General features: G+C 68.2%; 19 protein-coding genes. 1 reads left to right on the top strand and 18 read right to left on the bottom strand.

Features of this window, described 5'->3' with window-relative positions:
- Window positions 1–5 precede the first annotated feature (5 nt).
- Window positions 6–743 (top strand): class I SAM-dependent methyltransferase, encoded by a 738-nt coding sequence (locus D7X30_RS27020; RefSeq protein WP_120565851.1) that lies wholly within the window; start codon window positions 6–8, stop codon window positions 741–743.
- Window positions 744–833: 90 nt separating this feature from the next.
- Here D7X30_RS27020 and D7X30_RS27015 read toward each other — a convergent pair whose 3' ends face one another.
- From D7X30_RS27015 to D7X30_RS26940, 18 genes are all read right to left on the bottom strand, one after another.
- Window positions 834–1,412 (bottom strand): imm11 family protein, encoded by a 579-nt coding sequence (locus D7X30_RS27015; RefSeq protein ID WP_370038677.1) that lies wholly within the window; start codon window positions 1,410–1,412, stop codon window positions 834–836.
- A 10-nt stretch (window positions 1,413–1,422) separates the two neighbouring features.
- Window positions 1,423–2,703 (bottom strand): AHH domain-containing protein, encoded by a 1,281-nt coding sequence (locus D7X30_RS27010; protein WP_370051688.1) that lies wholly within the window; start codon window positions 2,701–2,703, stop codon window positions 1,423–1,425.
- A 270-nt stretch (window positions 2,704–2,973) separates the two neighbouring features.
- Window positions 2,974–3,438 carry a hypothetical protein gene (locus tag D7X30_RS41730; protein WP_147443328.1) on the bottom strand — a complete coding sequence of 155 codons (465 nt, stop codon included), beginning with the start codon at window positions 3,436–3,438 and terminating at the stop codon, window positions 2,974–2,976.
- 150 nt (window positions 3,439–3,588) lie between these two features.
- On the bottom strand, window positions 3,589–4,467 hold the full coding sequence (locus D7X30_RS27005; RefSeq protein WP_120565850.1) for an SMI1/KNR4 family protein: 879 nt from the start codon (window positions 4,465–4,467) through the stop codon (window positions 3,589–3,591).
- Between the two features lie 16 nt (window positions 4,468–4,483).
- Window positions 4,484–5,311, bottom strand: a complete 828-nt coding sequence (locus tag D7X30_RS27000; protein WP_120565849.1) for a crotonase/enoyl-CoA hydratase family protein — start codon at window positions 5,309–5,311, stop codon at window positions 4,484–4,486.
- Between the two features lie 48 nt (window positions 5,312–5,359).
- On the bottom strand, window positions 5,360–6,238 hold the full coding sequence (locus D7X30_RS26995; RefSeq protein WP_147443327.1) for a hypothetical protein: 879 nt from the start codon (window positions 6,236–6,238) through the stop codon (window positions 5,360–5,362).
- A gap of 88 nt (window positions 6,239–6,326) precedes the next feature.
- Window positions 6,327–7,637 carry a hypothetical protein gene (locus tag D7X30_RS26990; protein ID WP_120565847.1) on the bottom strand — a complete coding sequence of 437 codons (1,311 nt, stop codon included), beginning with the start codon at window positions 7,635–7,637 and terminating at the stop codon, window positions 6,327–6,329.
- Window positions 7,638–7,779: 142 nt separating this feature from the next.
- Complete coding sequence (locus D7X30_RS26985) at window positions 7,780–8,976, bottom strand: cytochrome P450 (protein ID WP_120565846.1); 1,197 nt, start codon at window positions 8,974–8,976, stop codon at window positions 7,780–7,782.
- 65 nt (window positions 8,977–9,041) lie between these two features.
- The gene (locus D7X30_RS26980) at window positions 9,042–9,947 is read right to left on the bottom strand and encodes an ABC transporter substrate-binding protein (protein WP_120565845.1); all 906 of its coding nucleotides are present in this window, start codon (window positions 9,945–9,947) and stop codon (window positions 9,042–9,044) included.
- A 15-nt stretch (window positions 9,948–9,962) separates the two neighbouring features.
- Window positions 9,963–10,118 carry a hypothetical protein gene (locus tag D7X30_RS42405; RefSeq protein WP_199724557.1) on the bottom strand — a complete coding sequence of 52 codons (156 nt, stop codon included), beginning with the start codon at window positions 10,116–10,118 and terminating at the stop codon, window positions 9,963–9,965.
- Between the two features lie 33 nt (window positions 10,119–10,151).
- Window positions 10,152–10,928, bottom strand: a complete 777-nt coding sequence (locus tag D7X30_RS26975; RefSeq protein WP_120565844.1) for an ABC transporter permease — start codon at window positions 10,926–10,928, stop codon at window positions 10,152–10,154.
- Between the two features lie 13 nt (window positions 10,929–10,941).
- Window positions 10,942–11,763, bottom strand: a complete 822-nt coding sequence (locus D7X30_RS26970) for an ABC transporter ATP-binding protein (protein ID WP_120565843.1) — start codon at window positions 11,761–11,763, stop codon at window positions 10,942–10,944.
- Entirely contained in the window at window positions 11,760–12,548 is a 789-nt protein-coding gene (locus D7X30_RS26965; protein WP_233591804.1) for an ABC transporter permease, read from the bottom strand. The genes D7X30_RS26970 and D7X30_RS26965 overlap by 4 nt, the downstream gene beginning before the upstream one ends.
- Window positions 12,548–14,020 (bottom strand): aminotransferase class V-fold PLP-dependent enzyme, encoded by a 1,473-nt coding sequence (locus D7X30_RS26960; protein ID WP_120565841.1) that lies wholly within the window; start codon window positions 14,018–14,020, stop codon window positions 12,548–12,550. Before D7X30_RS26960 ends, D7X30_RS26965 begins: the two co-directional genes overlap by 1 nt.
- On the bottom strand, window positions 14,020–15,285 hold the full coding sequence (locus D7X30_RS26955) for an ATP-grasp domain-containing protein (protein WP_158619400.1): 1,266 nt from the start codon (window positions 15,283–15,285) through the stop codon (window positions 14,020–14,022). Before D7X30_RS26955 ends, D7X30_RS26960 begins: the two co-directional genes overlap by 1 nt.
- Window positions 15,286–15,328: 43 nt before the next feature.
- Window positions 15,329–16,993: a B12-binding domain-containing radical SAM protein gene (locus tag D7X30_RS26950; RefSeq protein WP_120565839.1), complete on the bottom strand. Its 1,665-nt coding sequence runs from the start codon at window positions 16,991–16,993 to the stop codon at window positions 15,329–15,331.
- Between the two features lie 65 nt (window positions 16,994–17,058).
- Entirely contained in the window at window positions 17,059–18,459 is a 1,401-nt protein-coding gene (locus D7X30_RS26945; RefSeq protein ID WP_120565838.1) for a cytochrome P450, read from the bottom strand.
- Between the two features lie 69 nt (window positions 18,460–18,528).
- Window positions 18,529–19,011 (bottom strand): DUF1330 domain-containing protein, encoded by a 483-nt coding sequence (locus D7X30_RS26940; protein ID WP_120565837.1) that lies wholly within the window; start codon window positions 19,009–19,011, stop codon window positions 18,529–18,531.
- Window position 19,012 lies beyond the last annotated feature (1 nt).

Below are 19,012 nucleotides of genomic sequence, written 5' to 3'. Positions count from 1 at the left end.
GCGGAATGTCGGCGCAATACGATGACATTGGCGTGAAGGTGGCGGACTGGGATGTCCTGCCCGTGCGTTCGGAGTACATCGAAGGCCACACCTTCTTCAAAGCGCTTGGGGCCGTGACGGGACAGTCCGTCCTGGACCTGGCCTGTGGTGACGGGCTGTACACGCGGCAGTTCCAGGCGCGGGGCGCTCACCGGGTGGCCGGCGTGGACATCTCGGAGGAGATGATTCGTGTCGCCCGGCAACACGAGGCGGCCCAGCCCGTGGGAATCGAGTACCACGTGTCGGACGTGGCGGACATGGCGCCGCTGGGTGTCTTTGATTGCGTGACGGCCGTCTATCTCCTGCACTACGCGAACTCGCCCGAACACCTGCTGCGCATGTGCCGGAACATCCACGCCCACCTGAAGCCCGGGGGCCGCTTCGTCACGTACACCTTCAACCCCGGGTTCAGCGCGAAGGGGCCCAACAGCACCCGCTATGGCATCACGATGTTGGACTTCCCGGAGTCGCCCCGGGAAGGGCAGGGCATCTCCGCGGAGCTGCACACGAAGACGCCCTTCACCATCCACTTCTCCCACTGGAGCCGGGACACGTACGAGCGCGCGCTGCGCGAGGCGGGATTCAACCACCTCACCTGGATGCGCCCGGAATGCTCCCCGGAAGGCATCGCCCGGTACGGCCAGGAGTTCTGGCAGGACTACCTCGACAACCCGCACGCGGTCGCGCTGCGCTGCGAGCGGTGAGTTTCCGCTGCCCGTGTGGCGCAGGAGGGGCGGAAGCGGCGGGAATCGAAGCCTCGTAGGCGGTTTGGTCTCTACTCGGACCGCCTGCCCCTAAACCTCTTCAAACTTCGTTCCCGTGGCGCCCATGCGCTCAAGTGCGTCGCGGATTTCCTCTCGGACGATCAGGACGATGGGCCACCCCCAAGCGCGGAACACCTTCGCGTCGCCTACCTGGGCGGCGTTAATCCGCATTCCCAAAATGTCTCGGTACTTTCCAACCTTCTCAGGGCGCCCGTCCTCCGGCGTCCACTTCTGAAATTCCTCGGTGGCCTTCTCGTCAATGCACTGAATGAGTTGGGTCGCCACGAGAATGAAGAACGGCTCAGGATGGCCCTCTATCTCCACGGGCAGTGTCTGCACTTCCTCGGGGGCTAGCTTCGTGAGCGCGGAAGCCACTCGGGCGTGGACCACCGGGGCCGCGAACGCCGCGAGTGAGAAATCAAGCGCCCTGCCGGGTACATCCATGGGAAGCTTCAAGCGTCCCATGTCTGGAAGTTGCTGGCCCCGATAGAACATCCAGGGGTCGTCCACCTCCCGGCCTTGAGCGTCGGTGGGAGCGCCGAGCACCCACCGGCCTGGAATGGTCATATCGTCGCTCAGATCGAAGTAGCGCCTTACCATGTGAGCCATTGTCGTGGTCCTAGGTGCCGGTGACCAGCTTATTCAGCTTGGTGCCCGGAGTGGCAATCTGCTCCCCCAGTCGGCCGAGTTCGGCTGTCAGCGCTTCGCGGCATTGCTGCATGGTTCGACACCCCTCCGTTGCGTCAGTCAGGCGCCGGAGAATGTGTTGATGGTACGCCTGCGGGTGAGGTCCCTTGTGGCCCTTGACGTGGACGATGTTCGCCGGGTCGTCCAGCGACATGCCCGCCCTATCGAAGATCCTCTGGAACTTGGGTGACCACGGGCCTTCATTGTTCGTGGCCTTCCACCACTTGTCCGTGGCGATGTGGTGGTCGTGGCCCTCCGCGTCCACCGGGGCGGAAGCCGTGCCCCCCAGGGCCCGTGCCGTCATGGCCACTGCATTGGGGGCGAGAGCCACCGTGATGGCCTCGCCCGTCACCGCCACCGCTCCCACTTCGCCCACGGCGGCAAGGCGGATACCCGCGCGGCCCCCGGCCACCGCCGCCGCCTGGGCGGAACCGGGCAGCGTCGGCACCTTCGAGGCAAAGCCCGCGGCCGTGTTACCGACGGCCACCGTCGCCAGCAGCGCGAAAGCTCGCGCCGCGTTCCGGCCCATCACCTTGCCGTAGCGCTCACCCGCATCGCGTAGTTCGTCAAACGTGGTGGCCCGGTCCGCTTCCTCCACCAGCAGTTTGAATCCCGCGATCAGCGTCCAGAAGGTGTCCACCCCGAGGTAGACAATGGCTGTCGCCGTCATCACGGCAGCCAGGCCCTTGCTCACTGGCTCGGGTACCGACCAGAGGACCAGGTAAAGGGTCATGGTCCACAGCGCCGCCGAGAGCGCTGCGTGCGGGTCGGCCATGCCTTTGAAGGCATCCAACATCTCTTCCAAGACAACACCTTGAGCCATGGCCATGGCCAGCGCATAGCGCCCGTCTCCGGTGACGGTGGGGCTCTCCGCCAGCAAGCGCAGACAGTCGCCCTTGCGCCCGGTGCGCTCACACCAACGCAGATATGCCCGTGTCAGCTCCACCTCCGCTGGCGGCATGTCGGAGGCCAGCGCAGCCCCCTCCAGTGGCGTCATCCGCCGGGTGCGCGGATCGAAGAGGTAGGTGCCGCCTCGGGCGTCCACTCCCATCAGGCGCCGCGCGGCCTGCTGGGGATTGGCCGGGAGCCTCACGCCCCGCGCCAGCCTCGCCACGGCCGCTTTGAACTCGCGCCGCTCCACCTCCACCGGCCCGGCTTCGCCGCTGCGAGGCGTGAAGACGACTGGCGGCCCCTTGCCCGTTTCCAAGCGCACCACGCGCCCAGAGGCACAGCCTGTCAGCCAAACCAACAGGAGTAGCGCGACAGCGCGATGTGTCCTCATCAAGTCCCCCAGCGGGAAAGCGCTTCATCCTCCAGGGCGAGGCAGGGCCACGACCAGAACCCAGCGGATCGGGCCTCCCCGAGCAGGTGCTGACCGCTGCTCACCGTCCGCGCTCGACGCGCCCCGAGGTGGCGCCGTGCTCGGATCGTAGCGGATGACTGGGAACCGACCGGGGGCCACGGTCCGAGGTAATTGGCAAGCTCATGCGAATGGACTGTAGAAATCCATGGGCTTGCCATCATCAACATCCTGATATGCCCAAGTGTTCTCGTGGGTCATTGTGACACGCGCTCTGCGTGTTTCCGCGGAGATCGACAGGCACACAAAAGTGAGTCCGCCGAAGCTGCCGAGCGACAAGGCAATGCTTAGCGAATTCGCTTTCTGCTCGATGTCGATCTGTTGAACGACCGTCGTGGCTGAGGTTTCACGAGCGGAGTACCGCTCCGTGAAACGCTGTAGGTCGGCGGACGTTCCGGGAACCCGGTGGAAGCCCGATACGTTCGTGAAGTGGAGACGCAGGAACGATCGATCTGCTCCTGCGCCCCTATCAGGAGGGTCAAGTATCAACACCAATATGCCGCTCAGTGGGTCGTGCTGATAGCTGAACAGGAGACTCTCCTGCGCTCCCTCCAACGCACCCGTACTGTCCTTGAACGGCCGTATCACCTGAGTCCCTCCTGGTTGTCGTGGCGGGAGACTGCCCTTGTCGGCATGTATGCCTGTCAGGGAGCTGAAGCACTCAGGTGCGGAGTCGACCTGCCGCACCGGAGCACGCGCTCCTCCTGACTTGGAGGGTCGTGGACATGCGCGAAGAAGTCACTTCGCCTTGATGAAGAACCGGTGCTCGGACCACCAGTCGAAGTGACCACGGCTGCGTGAGAAGGAGATGCCGCGATTGGCATCAAGGACCTTCTCCCAGATCGGGCCGCCGTCCTTCTTCTTGAGCTCGCCCGTCGGCTTCCCCAGCAGCTTCGACGCCGTGAAGTCGTTCACGCCCGAGGGCAGCTTGAACGCGAGCGGACCGTCGTAGTTCTTGCCGAGATGCACTTCGCGGATCACGCCGCCGCGCCCGACAGTGACGGTGATGCCGCGCTTCGTGTCCTTCAGCTTCCCCTGGGCCTTGGGCAGCTTCGTCGGCAGCTTCAGCTTCTTCAAATCCGCCGGCAGCTTCGCGTCGCTCACATGCCGGCCGAGCAGCGACACCAGCCCACGCGGAAGGGGCGCGAGCTTCTTCACGCCCTCGCTCACGACGGGCGCGGGCGTGGCTTCGCGCTGATAGGTCCGCACGTTGAACGTCGCGGGCTTCGGCGCCTGGACCTCCTCCTTCTCAAGCCACGCGCGCAGTGCCTCGCGCTCGTCGCCCTCATCGAGATCGTCCAGACGCGTCTTCCCCTTGCCGAGCGCGAGCAGGAACGCTTCGAGGCTGGGCGCGACGAGCTTCAGCGCGTCCGACTCCGAATCGAACAGCACCACGGGCGCCGGCTTCACGGTCGAGACGAGCGCGAGCAGCGAACCGTCCGGCAGCGAGAGGAAGCACCACGCGTCGCGCAGCCCGCCAGGCATCTTCGGTGAAATGAGCTCGAAGGTTCCGAACGCGCCGTACTCCTGCTTCGCGAGCCACTTCGCGAAGCGCGCGAGCAACGGCGGAACGGTCTGCCCTTTGGGCGCCTTCAGCTTGACGAAATACCTGCTCATGGAATGCCCCCTGTCCTCAGCGGCCCTGGAACCTGGGCGGACGGCGCTCGGCGAAGGCGGAGAAGGCCTCCGTCAAATCCAGTGACTGGAGGAACGCCGAGTTCCACACCGCCACGTAGCGCAGCCCGTCCGCGATGGACTTGTCCGCGCAGTACTCCATCACCTGCTTGGCGCCCTGGACCACGAGCGGCGGGTTGTCCGCGATGCGCCTCGCCGTCGCCCGCGCCTCCGTGAGCAGGGCCTCGGGGGAGGGGAAGACCTCGTTGACCAGGCCCATGCGCAGCGCGCGCGCCGCGTCCACGTCACCGCCGGTGTAGGCCAACTCTCGCGTGTTCCCCTCGCCGATGATGCGCGGCAACCGCTGGAGCGCGCCCAGGTCCGCGACGATGCCGACCTTCACCTCGCGCAGGGAGAACTTCGCCTCCTGCGAGCAATACCGGAAGTCACACGCGGCGATGAGGTCCATGCCGCCGCCAATGCACCAGCCATGCACCGCGGCGATGACGGGCTTCTTGCACCGGGCCATCCCTTCCGTGGCCTGCTGCATCTCCCCAATCAGCTTGAGCAGCCGGCTGCGCTCCAGCGCCAGGTTGCTCTCGCCGGTGAGCAGCGGCCCCAGGGACTCCATCATCCCCATCAGGTCCAGGCCGTAGGTGAAGTTCTGGCCCTCACCGCGGACCAGCAGCACGCGCACGTCGTCGTCGGCGTCCAGCGCGCGGAGCGCCTCGGGCATCTCCCGCCAGAAGTCGGGGCCCATGGCGTTGCCCTTGCCCGGGCCGGTGAGCACCAGCTCGGCGATGCCTTCGCCCTTCTCGATTCGCAATGACTTGTACGTGCCGTCCATCCGTTCCCTCCCAGGGAAGTGAGCGGATGGCACTTGAGCAGATGCCGCTCAGGCGGGCCAGAACCGGTGGCACTCCGCGCTCCATTCGGCATGGCGGGCGCGGCCGGACGTCCAGGTCTTGTAGCGGTAGTCATGCCGGCTGCGCTTCTGGAAGTAGAAGGACCAGCGCCCCGACTCCCGCACCCCGAACACGGTGCCGAACTGCATCAGCTCGTCCTGGTCCACCTTCCAGAACGACCGGAAGGCGTGGGTGCCCACGTGGTACCAGGAGGCGCCGCTCACGCCGCGTTCGTACTCGAGCTGGGCCGTGCCCGCCGTGCTCAGCATGCCGGGCATGTAGTCATGCATCGCCGCGGAGGCCGACGACTGCTGGCTGCCGCCCATGATCTTCCGGGCGGCGTTGAAGCGGGCCTCCATGACCTGCACCTTCGCCTGGTACCTCGCCGCGTCGTTGGGCGCGTTCGCCCCCGCCGAGTTCGCGTTCAGGTGGTACACCGTCGGCGAGGCGGGGTCGCCGGTGACGAAGATGGAGCACCCCTGGAGGGCGGCGGTGACGAAATAGTTCGCGTGCGAGCCCAGCCGCACGCAGTGGGTGCTGTCGAAGCCCCAGTGCAGGTAGTAGAGGTCGAAGGACTGCGCCACCACGGGGCCACCCACCTCCAGGGACAGCAGGTTGTGGTCCCCGTTGAAGATGACGCCGGTGCCTGGTTCGGTGATGGGGTTCGTGTTCTCCGACAGGTCGGCGGCCTCGTGCAGCGCCCCGCTGAGCACACAGCCCTGCGTGTCGTAGACCGTGGCCTCCAGTCCGTGAGGATCCAGGTTGCGCTCGTGCATCAGGCGCTTCAACCCCACGAGCGACCGCTGCTGGGACGGCGGTGGCGCGACCCTGAGGGCCGGAAAGACGGCCTGCTTCGAGGCCTTCTTCACCAGGTCCTGCGGCTTGTAGAGGGGAACGAGCGCCAGGGGCCAATCTCCGGGTTGGGGGCCGCGGGAGCATAGCGCCCGCGGGGCTGGATCAGGGCACGTCCATGGCCGTCGGGTCCGCCTTCCAGCGCTGGAGCTGTTCCTTGGAGGGAAAGCCCGTCACGCGGTAGCGCTCCGGGTACACGCCCAGCTCGGGCATCAGCAGCGTTCCGGCGTCGCGCACCACGAGATCCCATCGGACCGTCGCCGCCGGGGGCGCGTCCGGGCCCAGCGCCGCGTCCATGAAGACGATGACGTCCGCTCGCGGGAGCAGCGACTCGCCTTCATTGGACCAGACGGCCTGACCGAAGAAGCGTCCCCGGGCGTCCTTGGCCGGCACGAGGCTGGCGACGAAGACCTCGCTGTGCTCCTGCTCTTTCCGGAGCCGCTCGGTCTGTTCCTGGTAGCCGCGCACCCGGCTGGCGAACGCGAGGTTCTCCAGGATGCTCCGCGACGGGCTCTTTGGTCCGGGGAGGAAGGGCTTCCATCCGTCCGCGGTGAGGCGCAGCGCGTGCCCGTCCACGGGGCGCGGCGCCTGGACGCCCTCCAGGGCCGCCTCCGCCAGCGTGAGCAGGCCCGTGGCGTCGTCGGCGCCGGTGATGAGCACCGTGTCCCGGTTGGGGACCACCACCACCGGATCGCCCTTCACCTCGCAGCCGCGCACCACGTCGTCCAGCAGCAGCCGTGAGGCACCGTAGCTGTCATTCGTGAAGATGGCGCAGACACCCAGGGTCAGGTGCCTGAGCGGCGAGGCCTCCAGCCGCCGCAGGTTGGTCACCGCATCGGCGCGGGCCTGCTCGTAGGAGATGCCCCAGCGCGCCAGCTCCTCCGTGGGCACGTAGCGCATGGCGTCCGGAGTGTCCTGGACGAGCGCCTCCGCCAGCACCTCGCCCACCGGCCGCCAGGACACCGGCGCGGCCTCACCGGCCTGCTGGGAGAACGCCTCGAAGGTGTCGCGGGCGCGCACCACGAGCATCAGCAGGGGACGCGCCTGCGCGTAGCTGGCCGGGGCCTCCGGGAGCACGCCCGCCCGCCCCAACCGCGCGAGCACCTCGCCGCGCCGCTCGGGCCGGGTGTCCTGGTACTCGCGGTAGAAGTTCGTGAGGAAGAGGGACATCCCCAGACCGCCGTCCGGGGCGAAGCGCTGGATGAGGAACTGCTCCGGGTCGTACGTCAGCTCGCCCGTGGGGTCCGTGGCGCGGAGGGCCTCCAGGGCCTGCTGCGCGAATGCATCCCGGTCGCTCGCCTCCGGGGACAGCGCCTCATGAACCTCTGGCATTCCGTTGGCGAGGACCAGCGCGGCGACGAGCACCAGGGCCGACACACCGAAGCCGGCCACCTTCCACTGCGTGTTGCGTGACATGGGCCCGGCAGCAGACACCTGCCGGGCCGCATCGCGCAACCTGCCGCGGCGCGCGAAGTGGGGCTCGCGAGGCCCGGACGGATCCAGCAGTCACGCCTTGTGCGAGCCCACGCCCTTGATGCGGATGCGGACGCGCCGCCGCTCAGACGGGGAATACCTCGACGGGGAGTGTCTGCGGCCCACGGACGGTGAGGGATGGCGTCCAGTCAATGCGCTCCGTCCGCAGCTCCAGCCGGTCCACGTGGGACACCAGCTCCTCCAGGGCGACGCGTGCCTCCAGCCGCGCGAGCATCGAGCCCAGGCAGAAGTGGGAGCCATGGCCGAAGGAGAGGCTCGGCGAGCCCTCCCGTTCCAGGATGAAGCTATCACCCTTCGGGAAGTGGTCCTCGTCGCGGGCCGCGGAGGCCAGCGACACCAGGACCATGGACCCCTTGGGCAACTCCACTCCGGCAACCGTCACGTCCTGGGTGCACGTGCGCAGCGTGGCTACGGCGGTAGGCTCAAGGCGTAGGGTCTCCTCGATGAAGCGGGGAATGAGCGTGCGGTCCTCTCGCAGGCGGGGCAGCAGCTCCGGGTGCATCGCGAACATCCGCGCGCTCTGGCTGAGCAGATTGGCCGTCGTCTCCAGCCCCGAAACGAGCAGCAGGAAGAGGAACCCCATCAGCTCCTGGTCCGTCAGCGACTCCCCATCCACCCGCGCCCGGATGAGGTCGCTCACCATGTCAGTCCCCAGCTCGCGCCGCCGGTCGGCCAGCACCCCCTGGAGATACTGTTCCATCTCATCGAGGGTCCGGCGGCACTGCTCCATCAGCGCGGTGTCCTCTGGACGGGCGCCACCAATCGCGGCGATGTCGTTGGACCAGCGCTTGAAGTGCCGCTGCAGCGAGGGGTCCAAGCCGAGGAACCAGCCAATGACGGTGGCGGGAATGGGCATGGCGAAGGCGTCCACGAAGTCCACCTTTCGCTGCTCCACCATCCGGGTCGCGAGCTCCCGGGCGACGGCTCGGATGCGCGGCTCCAGTTGGGTCAGCGTCGCGGGCGTGAAGGCCCGGCTGACGAGCGTCCGCAGCCGTCCGTGCTTGGGCGGGTCCAGGAAGATGATGGACTCCGCGATGGGGTTGGGGCGCCCGAGCCACTCCGGGTCCATGGCCATGCGCAGCGCCTCCGACGAGAAGAGCTGCGTCGACTTGAGCACGTACTGCGCATCGTCATAGCGGGTGACCGCCCAGATGCCCCCCGGGTCCACCTGAACGATGGGGGCGCTGCGCCGCAACTCCGCCAGATAGGGATGGGGGTTGTCACAGACTTCGCGTGCCAGAAGATTGAGTCTGCTGTTCATTGAAACACGACCTCCGCTACCTCGGTTGGGTGCTACGGGAATCTGGGATGCCGGTGGGCCGGCCTTCACTCCATGGGCATCTGCTCCACGTCCATCCGGCCATGGCCTACGGGGTAGTCCCAGGCTGTCTCGGCCATGGCGCCCTCCGCGAAGCGCGTGTCGACGTAGTCCTCGAATGCGATGGGTTTTTCGATGAGCCCGTACTCGTGCATGAGCCCCTGCACGAGCTCGAAGTCGTCCTTGCGGGGGAGCAGGGGATTGAACCTCACCCGGCCCAGGGGACGCGTGAGGGCCCACTTCAAGAGCGAGGGAGGCTGGTTGTAGTAATAGCGCCCGACGAACTCGGCGGCGTACTCCCGCTCCGTCTGGCCTTTGTCCAGCCAGAGGCCGGAGCGGGCAATGCCATCCACCAGCACCTGGACGGCCTCGGGCCGCTTCTCGATGACGTCATCCCTCACGACGAGCACACAGGACATGTAGTCCGGCCAGTACTCGCGGGCATGGAAGAGGACCTCCCCGAAACCGCCCATCTCCGCCTGTGAAGGGAAGGGCTCTCCCATGACGAAGCCGTCAATGGCATCCGATGCGAGGGCCCCCGCGACGTCCGGAGGCGCCATCTCCAGGGTGCGCACGTCCGTGGGCCCCAGTCCATTCGCCTTGAGGGCGCGCAGCAACAACAGTCGTTCGTCCGAGAACCGGCTGGGAATGGCAATGGTCTTCCCCTTCAGGTCGGCCACGTGTTTCACGGAGCCTCCCCGTTTCACCACCATGGCGCTGCCATAGCGGTGGCCCAGGAACACAATCTTGATGGGTACACCCTGCGACCGCAGGGCGATGGCCAGTGGCGCGACGAGAAAGCCCGCCTGAATCCTGTTGGAGATGAGTGCTTCCTTTATCTCCGGGAACCCCTGGAACATCTTGGGGATGAACAGGTACTGCTCAAGCGAGTGGCGGGCGATGTAGTCCGTCACCGGGCACGTGAGGTGTCACGTGACTGGGATGTAGGCCACGTTGAGCTTGCGCTCCTGCTCGGGGCGCAGCTCGTTGACGACGCTGTCCCAGCGCGTGTTGATGGTGAGGTGCAGCACGGTGATGGTCAGCGTCCAGAGGGCCAGGGCCGCGAGCAGCTTGCGAGGAGGCATGGGGGCTCCGAGGGTGGAAGGAAGAAGGGTGGGTCAGGTTTCCCGGTGGTACGCCCAGCGTACGGAGCGGGCGCGCTCCAGCCGGCGCATGAGCACGTCCAGGCCCAGGCCGATGCTGCCAATGAGGAGGATGCCGGCGACGACCAGGTCGTAGCGCTTGCCGGCGTTGCGCGCGTCGATGATGAGGTATCCAAGTCCCGAGTCGACGCCAATCATCTCGGCTGCGACCACCACGAGCCAGGCAATGCCGAAGCTGAGGCGCAGGCCGGTGAGCGCGTAGGGCAGCGCCGCCGGGAGGATGACGCGGCGGATCAGTGCCACCCGGCCGAGCCCGAAGTTCTTCCCCGCCCGGAGGTAGATGGCGGGCACGTCCCGGACGGCGTTCATCGCGGCAAGGGTGAGCGGGAAGAGGGACGCCAGGAAGATGAGGAAGACGGTGGCCGTGTTGGCGATGCCGAAGAGGAGGATGGAGACGGGAATCCACGCCAGGGGGCTGATGGGGCGCAGCAACTGGCTGACAGGCCCGAGGAAGCGGGCGGTCGGGGCGTGCATTCCCATGAAGAGCCCGACCGGAAGGCCCACGGCCACCGCCAGCAGGTAGCCCATCATCACGCGGTGGAGGGAGTCCTGGATGTAGCCCGCCAGCCGGCCCTGACTCTCCAGCTCCCGCACGGCCAGCAGCACCTGCCAGGGAGTGGGGAAGGTGTTCGTCCCGGACAGCCGCACCGCCACATGCCATAGCAGCAACAGCAGCAGCCCGGTGAAGGTGGGCAGCAGCAGCGTCTCCAGCGCCTTGCGGTAGCGGCTCACGCGGGCTGGCTCCTCAGACCTGGTGCGCCACGCCGAGCTCGTCGAGCAGCTCGTCGCGGTATTGGAGGTAACGGGGCGCGCTGATGTCCCGTGGGTGCGGCAGGTCGATGTCCACCACCCGCTGGATGCGGCCCGGCCGTGCCGACATCACCACCACGCGGTCCGCGAGCTGGACTGACTCGTCGATGTCGTGGGTCACGAAGAGGATGGTCTTCTGCTCGGCGGCCCACAGGCGCAGCAGCTCCCGCCGCATGGTGTGGCGGGTGATGTAGTCGAGCGCGCCGAAGGACTCGTCCAGGTAGAGCATGTCCGGGTTGACGGCGAGCGCACGGGCCACTTCCAGCCGCTGCTTCATGCCGCCTGACAGCTCGGACGGGTGGGCGCGCTCGAAGCCCCGCAGTCCCACCAGCTCGACGTAGTGCGCGACACGCTGGCGGCGCTGCTCCGCGGGGAGGTGGTGGAGGCCGAAGGCGATGTTCTCCTCCACGGTGAGCCAGGGGAACACGCCGCGCTCCTGGAACACGAAGATGCGCCGTGGATCCGGTCCGGTGACGGGCTGCCCGTCGATGAGCACCTGGCCCCGGGTGGGCGCCAGGAAGCCGCCAATGACGTTGAGGAGGGTGGACTTGCCGCAGCCGGACGGGCCCAGCAGGCAGATGAACTCCCCTTCGCGGCACTCCAGCTGGATGTCCTCCAGCACCACCCGCTGGGTGCCCTCCATCGGGAAGGACACGGAGACGTCCGTGACACGCAGCTTGACGGGACGGGTGTCCTTGCGCGGCTCCGGAGTCGCGGCCTCCTGCGGGAGGACTCGCGCGGCGGTCGTGCCCCTCATTCGGTGTCTCCAATCATGTCACGCCCCCTCAGGAAGCCCCGGGCGGCCCGGGTGATGCTCCAGTCCAGCAGCAGCCCGATGAGCCCGATGAGCACCATGCCCGCGACGACCAGGTCGTAACGGTTGCCCGCGTTGCGCGAGTCCACGATGAGGAACCCGAGCCCCGAGTTCACGGCGATCATCTCCGCGGCGACCACCACGAGCCAGGCAATGCCCAGCGTGAGCCTCAGTCCGGCCAGCAGGTCGGGAAGCGAGGCGGGCAGCAGGACGCGCAGGAAGAGCTCCCGGGTGCCCAGTCCGAAGTTCTGGCCGGCGTTCACGTACACGGCGGGCACGTTGCGCACGGCGTTCATCGCCGTCAGCAACAGCGGCGTCAGCGAGGCGATGAAGATGATGAAGACGGCCGGCGGATCCCCCACGCCGAACCAGAGGATGGCGATGGGAATCCAGGCCAGGGGGCTGATGGGGCGGAGGAACTGGACGAAGGGGCCAAGCGCCCTGCCCGCGCGTGTGCTCCAGCCCAGGGCGAAGCCGAGCGGGACGCCCAGGCCCACCGCGAGCAGGAACCCCCAGGTGACCCGGAACAGCGAGGCGGCGACGTGCTTGAGCAGCACGCCCCGCGTGAGCAGCTCGGCCAGGCCGAGCGCCACCTGCCACGGCCGGGGCAGCAGTGGCGCGGCGGACAGGTAGAGGGCCACGTCCCAGGCCAGCACGAGCAGCACCAGCCCACCGGCGGAGCGCGCGGCCTCGCGGGCCTGGAGCCCCGAGGGCATCCGGAGCTTCATCACGGACGGTCCACGCCTGACCTCGGCCCGGCATGCCGCAGCACGGCCGCGAGCATCTCGTCGACATGGCGCGGCTCCGTGACGTAGTTGCTGATGGCGACTCGCAGATAGAGCTCGCCGCGCCAGTCCATCAGGGTGATGTAGCTGTGGCCCTCCTCGGTGACGGCGCGCTGCGCGGCGGTGTTCAGCGCGTTGCTCGCCTCGGGCGTGGGGCCCCGCAGGCGGAAGCAGCAGATGGGGAGCGTGGGCTCCATGAGGAGCTCGAGCCGCGAGTCCTCCCGGACGCGCGTGGCCAGGTGCCGTGTCGCCTCCAGCAGCCGGGACTGGAGTGCCTGCAGGCCGCCGCGCCCCAGGTGCTTCAACGTCAGCCACAGCCCCAGTGAGCGCCACTGCCGGGTGCCGTAGGGACTCATCTGGAACAGGTCCAGCTCTCCAAGCTCCTCCCAGTAGTGGCCCGTGGCGGTGAAGCTCTTGTAGAGCTCGGCCCCGTTCCGAACCAGCAGCGCGCCGAGTCCGAAGTGCTGGAACATCCACTTGCAGGGGTCCACCGTGAGCGAGTCCGCCTGCTCCAGCCCCTTGAAGAGCCCGGCGCAACCGGGGTGCAGGCCGAGCGCGCCGCCCGAGGCTCCGTCCACGTGGAACCACATCTGGTGCTCGCGCGCGATGGCGGCCAGCGCATCCAGCGGATCCACCGCGCCCGTGGGCGTCGTTCCCGCCATGCCCACGAGGCACACGGGCTTGAAGCCCTGGGCGACATCCTGGCGGATGCGCTGCTGGAGCGCCTCGGGGTCCATCCTCCCGTCGCGGTCCACCTCGATGAGGCGCACGGACTCCCGCCCCAGGCCCAGCAGGTCCAGCCCGCGCCAGATGGAGAAGTGGCCCTCCCGGGACATGTAGAAGGCGGGCTGGACGCCCAGCCCGGTGAGCCCCCGGGTCTGCACGTGGCGTCCCAGCACCATGTCCCGGGCGAGCTTGAGCGCGCTTGCGTTGGCCAGGGTGCCGCCACTGACGAAGATGCCGCCGGGCAGGGAACCCACGCCCCGGGGATAGCCGACGAAGTCCGCCAGCCAGGCCAGGGTCTCGGCTTCGATGACGGTGGCACCCGCTCCACCCCGCCACGCGCCGGGCACCTGGTTCAGGCCGCTTCCGAGCAGGTCTCCCAGCAGCGGCTGCAGCAAGGGCCGCGGCGACACGTAGCCGAAGTACCGGGGGTGCGCGAAGTTGCAGCAGCCGGCGGTGATGCGCACTTCCACCTCGCGCAGCGCCGCCTCCAGCTGTGTGGCCCCTTCCGGCAGCGGGCCCGGGTGCACGGCCTGCTCCCGGAGCCACTCCTCCGACGTCAGCACGGGCCGCTCCTCCGCGTGCTCGCGCGCGCGGGCAATCAGCCCCAGCACGTGTTGAAGCGCGTCGCCGAACTGCCGCCAGTCGTCATCCAGCGCCAGGGGCACTCCAGGGTCTCGGGTCGGCTCCATCAGGCGAAGGGCTCGATTTCCAGGCGGACGGACTCCTGGATGCGGCGGTGCAGGGCCAGCACCTCGTCCCGTGTCTCGCCACCAATGAGGTAGTAGGTGAGGTGCGGCTGCGCGGACTCGGGCAGCGCGTAGACGCGGTCCCCCGGCTTGTGCAGCACCACGTGGGTCATGAGGCCCGGAATGTCCCGGAAGACCTCCAGCCCGGTGACGCTCCGGAGGGTGCCGCTGTGCGGATAGACGACGCCGCCATAGAGCGCCGCCTTCCGCCGGGGCGTGCTGTTGGGTGCCTTGCCGCCCGACAGCATCCGCGCCACCTCGACGGGCATGTTGAAGCCCGTCAGGTGCTCGATGGCCTGCATGGTGTAACCCCCTCCCGGACGCAGGCCGGCCTCCAGGACGCGGGGGCCCTGCTCCGAGTAGCGGATCTCCACGTGCGCCGCGCCCACGGTGGCGCCCAGGGCCTTGACGGCGGCGATGGCCAGCCGTCCGAGCTCTGCTTCCTTCTCCGCGCCCAGGGACGTGGGGGACACGGACATCGTCTCCGCGAACCAGGGCCCCATGGCGGGGGCCTTCTCGAAGATGCCCGCGACGACGTACTCACCGCCGCCCATGAGGATGTCCACGTTGACTTCCGAGCCCTGGCAGAACTCCTGGGCCAGCACCTTCACGGCGCCGCGCCCGTACGCCAGGCGGTTGCGGTCACTCTGGATGTCGATGTCCACCGGGCGCGACAGCATGGTGCGCAGCCGCTCGCGGTACGCCTCGTACTGCTGGCGGTCGCGCACGAGCCCCACGCCCTGGCTGTTCATGGAGTCCGTCAGCTTGACGATGGCCGGAAAGCCCAGCTCCTGCTCGATGGCGTCCGCGGCGTGGTCCAGCTCCAGCAGGGGGATGGTGCGCGGGGCGCTGACGCCCGCGCGCGCCCAGCACTGGTAGGCCAGGTACTTGTTCCGGCTGGCGTCCGCTGCCTCGGGCGGGTTGCCGGGAAGCTTCAGCCGGGCCGCGATGGCGGCGCTCAGGTGCGTGCAGCCCTCGTACAGCGGGACGACGAAGTCGATGGGCTGCGTGCGGTGGAACGCCTCGACACCGGCGATGACCGCGGCGTCGTCGTGGAGGGGCGCGTCGATGACCGCCTCCACCGGGGCTCCGGGCGGCACGACGTCTCGCGGGCAGACCAGGACGACCTGGAGCCCCGCGCCGTGCAGGCTGTCGATGAGGTAGCGGTTGGGATACGGGTGGAGGACGCAGGCACGCCCTTGCAGCATGGAGGCTCTCCTTCTTCGTGAAACGGCGAGGTGGGGCCTGGGGCTAGGAGGCCGCGTGAGCCGGCTGCGTGGGCGCCCCGCCATTCACATAGTTGGGGTTGACGCCCGGGGCCTGGATGCCCGGCTGCGAGGTGTGGCCCTCGGCGACGTAGCGCGCGATGACGTCGTAGGCCGCGTCGGCCGTCATCTTCCCGTCACCCACGCCCAGCAGCGTGTCGACGATGGCGGGCTCGGGCGCGTAGGGGATGGGCCCCGGTCCCTTCCAGCCGTCGCGGAGCAGCTGCGCGTATTTGACCTCCTTCTCGATGATGTGGTTCCGGTCGATGCCCAGTGCGCCGCAGATGCGGAGGTTGCGGCTCATCCGCTCCTTGGAGAAGTGGGTGTGGCCGTAGCCCCGCAGGCGCTCGGCGACCATCAGCTCGTCGGGGTAGCGGAAGCCGTTGTTCTTCACATCGTGAGAGGTGGCGCTCGTCCAGGCCCCCTCCGGGATGAAGCCATCCTGCACCGCGGCCTCGTAGATCTTCGTCCCGGGCCACATGCAGAGGATGGAGAAGTACGTCTCCGTGAAGCGGCTGCGGATGGCGTGGTCGATGGTGGCCTTCAGCTCCTCTTCCGTCTCGTCGGGGAAGCCGACCATGTAGAAGCCACGCAGGAGGATGTCGTACTGGGCCGTGTAGTCGATGATGGGGTCCAGCTTCTCCATCTTCATGTTCTTCTTGATCCACTTCTGCAGCCGCGGCGCGGCCGTCTCGACGGCGTAGTGGATGCAGACGGTGCCGGCGGCGACCATCAGGTCCACCAGCTCCTTGTCCATGATGTCGCCGCGCAGGCCGTTGGGGAACGAGAAGCGGACCTTGATGCCGGAGTTGATGACACCGCGCATGATCTCCTTCGCGCGGTCCTTCCGGATGTTGAAGATGTCATCCAGGATGGCGAAGTGGGTGACGCCCTTCTCGCCGTGCAGCCAGAAGATTTCGTCCAGCACGTTCTTCACGCTGCGCTCGCGGCTCAGCTTGCCGAAGCCTTCGTGACAATAGGTGCAGCGGTAGGGGCAGCCGCGCTGGGTGAAGAGCGAGGTCCACGTCTCGCCGTTGGCGATGCGCATCGGGTTCTCGACCCTGGCGAAGCGGTCGAGGTGGACGTGCTGGTAGTCCGGGAAGGGAATGGTGTCCACGTCATCAATCCACGCCATGGGCGGGTTGATGACGACCTGATCGCCCTTGCGGTGGCCCAGGCCGCGCACCTTCTCGACCTCGCCGCGGCCCAGCAGGCGCGCCTCGATGAACTGCCTGAGAACCTCCTCGCCCTCCTGGCTCGCGGTGTAGTCCACCCCTGCGTGGTCCTTGAGGATGAGGGCGGCGGAGTCCGAGGCGTACGGGCCCCCGGCGATGATGGGCAGCGCGGGGAACTCCTTCTTCACCGCGCTCGACAGAATCTCCATGAAGTCCCGGCCGCTGGTCAGCGAGCGGATGCCGAGCATGTCGTAGTGCTGGCCGCGCAGCTCCTCGAGCACGACATCCAGCGGGTGCCGCTTCTGCTCCAGCAGCGCGAGCGGGAGCGACATCACCTTGACGGACGAGACCTCCGGGAGGTGCTGCTTGATGTACGCCGCCAGGTACTGCAGGCCAATGGGCGGGCTGGCGTGGGGAAACTTGTAGGCGGTCTGCAACGGAAGGTCGATGTTGTCGACGAGGAGCAGGTTGAGCATGGGAACTCCCTTGGGTTGGACAACAACAACAACGGTGGGGACCTGACGCCGTGGGGCCGGCCGTGTCAGCCGGTCTCGCCCAGGGCGGATGGGGGCTGTGTCTGGGAAAGGGCGGGGCCGTCATCCGACGGCGCGGACAGCCTGAGGTGGAGCCCGCCGCGGGCCCGGAGCACGAGCGTGGGCTCCAGCTCCACGGGGTGCCAGGGAGACAGCTCGAAGCGGAAGCGGGGGAGCAACTCGGCGAAGAGGATCTGCGCCTCCATCATGGCCATGCCCACGCCAATGCACTTCATCCGGCCGCCCCCGAAGGGAAAGTGCGCGTAGCGCGGGCGGTGCTCCGAACGGGACGGGAGGAAGCGATCCGGGTCGAAGCGGAGCGGGTCCTCCCACCACGCCGGGTCCCGGTGGGTGACGTACGGGCAGGTGATGATGTTGGAACCCTTGGGCAGGATGTAGCCGCCCAGCTCCACGTCCTCCTGGGTCTTGCGGTCCACGATCCACAGGGGCGGGTTGAGCCGGATGGCCTCGTTGAAGACGCGGCGGAAGTAGGGCATGTCCGCCGTGGCGGCGCCCCCTCCGCCGCCGTCCGGCAGGGCGCGCACCTCCGCGCGAAGCTTCCGCTGTACCTCGGGGTGGGTCGTGCAGGCGTGGAGCGTCCAGCTCATCGCGGATGCCACCGTGTCGAAGCCCGCGAGGAACAAGCCCTTGGCCTCCGCGAGGATCTCCGCGTCCGTGAGCTTGCGGCCCTCGGGGGTGGGGGTGTGGACGAGGATGGAGAGGAAGTCGCCCCGGTCCTCCGGCTTCAGCTCCTGGCGGCGCTCCTGGACGTGCTTCAGGATGATGCGGGAGATGTCCGCCGTCGCGGCCACCAGCCGCCGCATGCTGGGCGTGGGCAGCCACGCGGGCAGCGGCACCATGGCGGAGAGGCGGTCCGCCATGCTCTGGAGGCAGACGTACCAGGCGCGGGAGATGGTCGCGGACTCCTCCGCGTCGAAGGTACGCCCCACCAGGTAGATGGCCATCACGTCCAGGGCGTAGCGGGTGATCTCCTGCTGGGCGTCGATCTCCCGTCCCTGCATCCGGGCCTGCTCCCAGCGGGCCACCAGCCCCAGCGCGGACTCGCGCATCCGTCCGGCGAGCTGTTTCAGCCGCTCCCGGGCGAAGGTGGGCGCCAGGGCCTGCCGTTGGCGCCGCCACGGCTCGCCGTCGGCGATGATCATGCTTCCCCCCAGCAGGGGGTCGAACAGCGACGCGACGTCACTGCGTCCGAAGGTGCCACCCTCCAGCACCCGGCCCACATGCTCCGGGTGGAAGAGCAGATACAGGTTCACGGGGCCCATCCGGAGCCGGACGACGTCCCCATGCTCCCGCTTGCACCTCATCATGAGGTCCAGCGGGTGGTCCCGGAACTCGCGGGCGTTTCCCAGCAGCAGGTGGCCAAAGGGGCCAGGGGCTACGGCAGGCATGAGGGCGTCTCTTCGTGGGCGGTGGGAGGCCGGTGGACGGCGGCCGGCCTCCCTGGAGCGAGGGAAGGGTCAGCTGACGGCCACGTGCAACATGGCGAAGCTGCCGGTGAAGATCTTGGAGAGCTCCTGGATGGAGGGCGTGCGGTACTCGGGGTCCCCCATCAAGGTGCGGATGGTGTCCGGGGCGGGGAACTGGACCAACTCGAAGCCGTCGTACTGCCAGCCGTCGCGGCGGGGCGTGAGCCCGCTCAGCAGCACCTTGCCGCCATGCCTGGCGAGCGCCGGTGCCCGGGCCTCCACGTAGCGGCGCACTTCGGGCTCGCCCTTGCCCGCGTCCAGTTGGAAGGCGATGAGCAGCACGGCCGAGCCCGTGTCGTGAACCAGGTTGTCGAGCACCGACGTCACCGGCACGGAGGTGGGGCCAGGCGACGTCCGGGACACGGTGACGAAGTTCGCCGCCAGGTTGCCCATGACAGTGGAGGTCACCTTCGCGTGGAGCCTCTCGGGGGGGATGCTCGCGGACTGCGCCTGGTCGGACAAGGTCAGATACATG

It is taken from the genome of Corallococcus sp. AB011P, assembly GCF_003611605.1.
Classification (GTDB): domain Bacteria; phylum Myxococcota; class Myxococcia; order Myxococcales; family Myxococcaceae; genus Corallococcus; species Corallococcus coralloides.
This window is presented reverse-complemented; position numbering and strand designations above follow the sequence as displayed.

Coding starts and splice junctions, on each gene's coding strand:
- D7X30_RS26955 (WP_158619400.1), bottom strand. CDS start 15,285: ATGCTGCAAGGGCGTGCCTGCGTCCTCCACCCGTATCCCAACCGCTAC.
- D7X30_RS27020 (WP_120565851.1), top strand. CDS start 6: ATGTCGGCGCAATACGATGACATTGGCGTGAAGGTGGCGGACTGGGAT.
- D7X30_RS26960 (WP_120565841.1), bottom strand. CDS start 14,020: ATGGAGCCGACCCGAGACCCTGGAGTGCCCCTGGCGCTGGATGACGAC.
- D7X30_RS26985 (WP_120565846.1), bottom strand. CDS start 8,976: ATGAACAGCAGACTCAATCTTCTGGCACGCGAAGTCTGTGACAACCCC.
- D7X30_RS26945 (WP_120565838.1), bottom strand. CDS start 18,459: ATGCCTGCCGTAGCCCCTGGCCCCTTTGGCCACCTGCTGCTGGGAAAC.
- D7X30_RS27015 (WP_370038677.1), bottom strand. CDS start 1,412: ATGGCTCACATGGTAAGGCGCTACTTCGATCTGAGCGACGATATGACC.
- D7X30_RS26990 (WP_120565847.1), bottom strand. CDS start 7,637: ATGTCACGCAACACGCAGTGGAAGGTGGCCGGCTTCGGTGTGTCGGCC.
- D7X30_RS26940 (WP_120565837.1), bottom strand. CDS start 19,011: ATGTATCTGACCTTGTCCGACCAGGCGCAGTCCGCGAGCATCCCCCCC.
- D7X30_RS26970 (WP_120565843.1), bottom strand. CDS start 11,763: ATGAGGGGCACGACCGCCGCGCGAGTCCTCCCGCAGGAGGCCGCGACT.
- D7X30_RS27000 (WP_120565849.1), bottom strand. CDS start 5,311: ATGGACGGCACGTACAAGTCATTGCGAATCGAGAAGGGCGAAGGCATC.
- D7X30_RS42405 (WP_199724557.1), bottom strand. CDS start 10,118: ATGCCTCCTCGCAAGCTGCTCGCGGCCCTGGCCCTCTGGACGCTGACC.
- D7X30_RS27005 (WP_120565850.1), bottom strand. CDS start 4,467: ATGAGCAGGTATTTCGTCAAGCTGAAGGCGCCCAAAGGGCAGACCGTT.
- D7X30_RS26965 (WP_233591804.1), bottom strand. CDS start 12,548: ATGAAGCTCCGGATGCCCTCGGGGCTCCAGGCCCGCGAGGCCGCGCGC.
- D7X30_RS26950 (WP_120565839.1), bottom strand. CDS start 16,993: ATGCTCAACCTGCTCCTCGTCGACAACATCGACCTTCCGTTGCAGACC.